Annotated in this window: 6 protein-coding genes; all 6 read right to left on the bottom strand. The window is 52.5% G+C overall.

Annotated elements, in window-relative coordinates; translation table 11 throughout:
* A partial coding sequence (locus Q0236_RS07040; RefSeq protein ID WP_297916382.1) for a hypothetical protein occupies nt 1–268 on the bottom strand: 268 nt, incomplete at its 3' end.
* A 298-nt stretch (nt 269–566) separates the two neighbouring features.
* A complete protein-coding gene (locus Q0236_RS07035) occupies nt 567–1,301 on the bottom strand; it encodes a hypothetical protein (RefSeq protein WP_297916380.1) in 735 nt (244 codons plus the stop codon).
* Nucleotides 1,302–1,551: 250 nt separating this feature from the next.
* On the bottom strand, nt 1,552–1,899 hold the full coding sequence (locus Q0236_RS07030; protein ID WP_297916378.1) for a hypothetical protein: 348 nt from the start codon (nt 1,897–1,899) through the stop codon (nt 1,552–1,554).
* A 399-nt stretch (nt 1,900–2,298) separates the two neighbouring features.
* Nucleotides 2,299–2,601: a hypothetical protein gene (locus Q0236_RS07025; RefSeq protein WP_297916376.1), complete on the bottom strand. Its 303-nt coding sequence runs from the start codon at nt 2,599–2,601 to the stop codon at nt 2,299–2,301.
* 15 nt (nt 2,602–2,616) lie between these two features.
* Complete coding sequence (locus Q0236_RS07020; protein ID WP_297916375.1) at nt 2,617–4,068, bottom strand: hypothetical protein; 1,452 nt, start codon at nt 4,066–4,068, stop codon at nt 2,617–2,619.
* 32 nt (nt 4,069–4,100) lie between these two features.
* A partial coding sequence (locus Q0236_RS07015) for a hypothetical protein (protein ID WP_297916373.1) occupies nt 4,101–4,337 on the bottom strand: 237 nt, incomplete at its 5' end.

The following is a 4,337-nucleotide window of genomic DNA, read 5'->3' as shown; positions in this document are numbered from 1 at the left end:
CCCCCGCCTCGTCCGCAAGCCGCCAGCGCTCGCTTTGCTCGAAAAAGCTTAGCGTCTCATGCAGGACGTGATCGGTAAGATGCGCGCAAAGCGTCCTTAGCGCCTCCCTTTGCTGCGGCGAAAACTCCGCTATCAATGCATACGGCCGCTCGCACCGCGCGCCTTTCATCCGCCCGCTCATGACCGCATCCAACCACGCCAGCGACCCGTCTCTAACCTGCCGCACATACTCTCGCCCGAAACCCTCCAAGTTGCCCGTTTCTGCCATTTTGCCCTCCTGCGTTTAAATTTCATATTTCGGCCCGCGTTCACCAAGTTTAGTCTAAATTTTGGCTCCGAAGCCCGCTTAAGCTCTCTTTGCGATAAAAATATCGTCTGTTTTGAAATTTCGCTTTTGAAATTTGCCGTTGCACTCCGCTTGCCGTGTCTAAGCGCACCGCGTCTTGAGCGCTTTAAAATTTAGCGTGCCCTTTTGAGCGCCTAGCTTTTGCCCGCGTGACGCTGCATTGAAATTTAGCGCGCTTCTTTCAGCTTGATTGATTTGCTAGGTAGCCGTTTTGTGAAGTCTAAATTTCGGTACCTTTTTCAAATCCCGCGCAGATGATGTCTTTTAGCACATCTGCCTCTGATTTTAGCGCCTCGCTATCGGTCTTTTGCGCGGCGCTCTTTTTGTTCGCTAAATTTTTGCTAGAGCTTTGCGGCGATGGCTTTTTGCGCGAGTTTAAAATTTCGGCGGCATCTCGCGATATTTCGCCCTGTGTCTGCGCGGTGGAAATTTCGCCGCTAGCCTCGCCAGCCTTGCTCGCGTGGCGGCTTAGCACGCTTTTGACGCGTATCTTTTCGCCTGCGTAAAACGCCTCGCAAAGCCCGCCTTGCGCCTCATAGTCCGTCACTTTGACGCTGCCTTCTTGAAATTTATAAAATTTCACCCGTTTTGCTCTGCGTAGCTCCTCGGCCCCGCACCATATGCCGGCCTCCGCGTCAAGATCCGCGAGCGCGAATGCGCCGTCTGCAGCCTTATACATATTGCCGAGCCTTATCGGTATGCGTTCGCCACTCTTTTTGGTAAGCACGAAGCCGATCTTTTCGCCATCTTTTGGGCTCTGGCGGAACTGCCCCGAGAAAAATGCCGTGAAAAACGCGACCTCTTTGATCTCGCCGTCGGTGCCTAGGTACCTCGTCCAGCCATCTTCGGGCACGTCGATCTCGGCGACGTCTCGTCCGTCTTTTGCGCCGCATTTTAAGCCCGCGCAGCCGCTAAGCGCTAATGCCGCAAGCGCGGCTAAAAATAAGTTTTTCATATCTTCCCTTCAAATAAATTTTGGCTCAAAGTAGGGCACCCGCCCCGCCTCGGCGCGTAAATTCGCGCAAAATAGGGCGCGCTAGCTCACTCCACGGACTTGATGCGCTACCGCATCTAAACACACATAAATCGTGCGAGATAAGCGATAGCGCGGAATTTTAACGTCGCTCGGCGCGTTTTGCAAGCGCTTTGCGGCAAATCCGCCCGAAACCTCGGGCACGCGAAGCCCGTATTACAGGCTAAATTTATCAAGCCGATGTTGCCCAGACGCGTAAAAATCGCCGTCCGCTCGCCTCAAACGAGCACTCCTGCCAGTCCCAGCCGTTCTCGCCGCCCATTGCGAAATTTTGAGGCTCGTCTGATAGAGCCGCCGCGCTCAAAGCAGCCGTTATCCGCTCTTTCATGAAATCATCGGGCTCGCAGGACTTAAATTTTTCAAATTTTATCTCGTAAAGGGAAGCGAGCCCAAAGTCCGCGCGCACGAGCTTGCCGCACTGCTGCGCGAACTCCGCCGCGCTGCATTCGTGCTTTGGGGCATAGTACCAAACCTCCAGCTCCTCGATGCTTTCGCCCTCAAATTTTATGGATTTTATCATTTTGACCCCATTCCACTAGTCGCAGCATTTTTAAATTCGTCGCTTAAATTTCACTTGCCCCATACGGCGCAGGTCTTACGCGCAAGATAAAACTCTCCCTATTTGGCGCGAGTGCGCTGCGCGGTCAAATTTTAAATTTAATCCGCCGCGCTTTGAATTCAGACGCCGAAGTCCGCCCGCATCCCCTCTTTGCCCCTCGGCGTAAAATAGCAAACGACGTAGCAGAGCATTCGGTCTTTGCAATCGTATTTGGCTTCCAAAGCCTCGATAATGCGCGCAAATTCCTGCGGCGCTCTGCCCTCAAAGGCGCCTCGCAGCTCCTCTGCGGCGATGCGTTTCGGGCTAAGGAGCAGATATGCCGCGCCGCCGTCCTCATCCTCGCTGATGGCGCGTAAAATTTCATCGCTCGCGCGAATGCCCCTTGCCGTCCCACTCTCGCAGGCTCAAAAACGTCGCGCCGCCGTCAGCGTCCAAAGACTTTTCGTTTGGAATTTGAGCGCGTAAGGAGCCTTCATTTAAGCTCTCCTCGCTCGCGACCTCGATAAAAACGTCCGTACCGAGCAGATAGCTGGTCCGCTCAAACTCGCTTTCGTACTCCCAGCCGTCAAATTTGGCGACAAATTCGCGCACCCGCCCGTCTGCTTCGCAGCCGAACATCATCGCGTCGCTATCTGAAATTTTAACGATATAAGGCTCATTCATGAGGTTTTCCAAATTTTATTGCGGCTCGCATTTGCCGTAAACCCACTCGCGAGTTTCGTTTAGCTTAAACTCGCCGTCCTTTAGAAAATACTGCTTGCTGCTTTTGATCGCGTTTTTGCCCGTGGCTATGTAGTCGCCGATGAAGCCGCGATCCAGGACGTCGTGCGCTAAAATTTCAGGCTCAAAGACGTTTTGCGTCTTTTGCGTTTCGTGCCATTTGCCGCTCTCATCAGGCTCGCGCAGAGTGACGGAGATGTTGTTGCCAGCCTCGTCGTAGTCGTAGATATACTCGTACTGCTTGCCATCGGAGGCCGTGCGATTTTTTATCACATTGCCGCGCGCGTCGTAGCTAAACTCGTTTTCAAACACGACCTCCCAGCGTTGCAGCTCCTCGCGCCAAAGCACGGTTTGCTCGCGCAGAGGCCTGCTTTCCTCGGTCTCCTCGTGCACGTTTTTGTAGTACTCCCTCCACTCGTTTTTTGCGGCGTCCCAGCGCGATCTTAGCTCGCTAAAGCGCCTATACTTAGGCTCGATTTTGCGCAAGATCTTTTCGTCGCGCTGCCATGTGCCGTCGCGCCACACAAAATTTATCTCGCTGCGCGTCCCGTCCGCGGCAGTAAAGACGGTATGTTTTGTAAGCGGCACCCATTTGCCGCGCCACGCGTAGCCTTCGGAGCCCGCGTAAGCGTCGCCGTTGTAGTGATATATCGACTTTTCGTACGGCATCCATTTTTTCGCTTTAGCGCTCCATTCATAGGTCGCTACGAAATTGTTTCTGTCGTTTTCGTCGATAATTCTTTTAGTAAGGTGCGTCGGCGTCCATCTGCCCTTTTTTAGCGTGAAATGTTGCAAAATTTCCGTTTTGCCCTCGCGCTTTTTGACGGCTTTTTCCCCGTCGTATGGCTTGCCGTCCTTTTGCAGACTGAAATAAATTTTCGAGCCGTCCTTTGCGATCTCCTGCTTGCTTATCGCCGTTTCGCGAAATTTGTTTGTATTCGCGTCCCAGTCGTATTCGACGTTTTCGATCTCGCGCTCGCCGCTTTCGTCAAATTTGCTAAAGCTTTTCGATACGGACGCTCCCTCTTTGCTGCTCTTTTTGTAGATTTTTTCTAGGCGGCGGGTTTTGGCGTCGTAGTTTTGGCTCACTTCATATTCGTAGCGTGGCACGGCGCCGCCCTCTGTTTTGTAGCTCGTCTTTTGTAGGCAAATTTTATCCGTTCGCGCTTTGAAATTTGATGCCGTTTTGTGCGTCTCGCTCGCCTCGGTCGCGCCCGCAGGCATCACGAGCGTTAATGTCGCCGCTAAAATAGAGCCTGCTAAAACTGCCGATCGCACTCGAAGCTTGTCTGCCAAAACTGCCGTCTGCTCCCCAAAAGCGCCCGCCGAAATAATCGCTCGCGCCTTTAAATTTAGCGCCGCAAAATTTGCCGCATCCTCCTCGGGCGAAATTTTAAAAATACCTCTCATGACCGCTCCTTTATCTGAATTTTAAATCGCGTCTACCGCTTTATATCCTCGCTCGAAAAAGCTCTCTCGCCTTCGTAAATTTTCTCATAGCGGCTTAGCTTGCCCTCTTTGAAATAGCCGATGAAATAGCTCGCCGATCTTTCGGCCTGCTCTTGCGAAATTTCATCGTAGAGATAGACGGGCCCCTTTGATTTTTGTTTATGCAGGCACGAACAGCTGCGAAAATAGCGCCTTTTGATTTTAAAATTTTGCGCCTCGTCGCCTTGCTC

The organism is uncultured Campylobacter sp. (assembly GCF_938031315.1).
Classification (GTDB): Bacteria; Campylobacterota; Campylobacteria; order Campylobacterales; family Campylobacteraceae; genus Campylobacter_B.
The sequence above is the reverse complement of the archived record's forward strand: the minus strand, read 5'-3'. Positions and strand labels throughout refer to the sequence as shown.

What these genes read in the sequence shown, in the direction of transcription:
- Q0236_RS07035 (WP_297916380.1), bottom strand. Translation starts at nt 1,301, where the DNA reads ATGAAAAACTTATTTTTAGCCGCGCTTGCGGCATTAGCGCTTAGCGGC.
- Q0236_RS07030 (WP_297916378.1), bottom strand. Translation starts at nt 1,899, where the DNA reads ATGATAAAATCCATAAAATTTGAGGGCGAAAGCATCGAGGAGCTGGAG.
- Q0236_RS07025 (WP_297916376.1), bottom strand. Translation starts at nt 2,601, where the DNA reads ATGAATGAGCCTTATATCGTTAAAATTTCAGATAGCGACGCGATGATG.
- Q0236_RS07020 (WP_297916375.1), bottom strand. Translation starts at nt 4,068, where the DNA reads ATGAGAGGTATTTTTAAAATTTCGCCCGAGGAGGATGCGGCAAATTTT.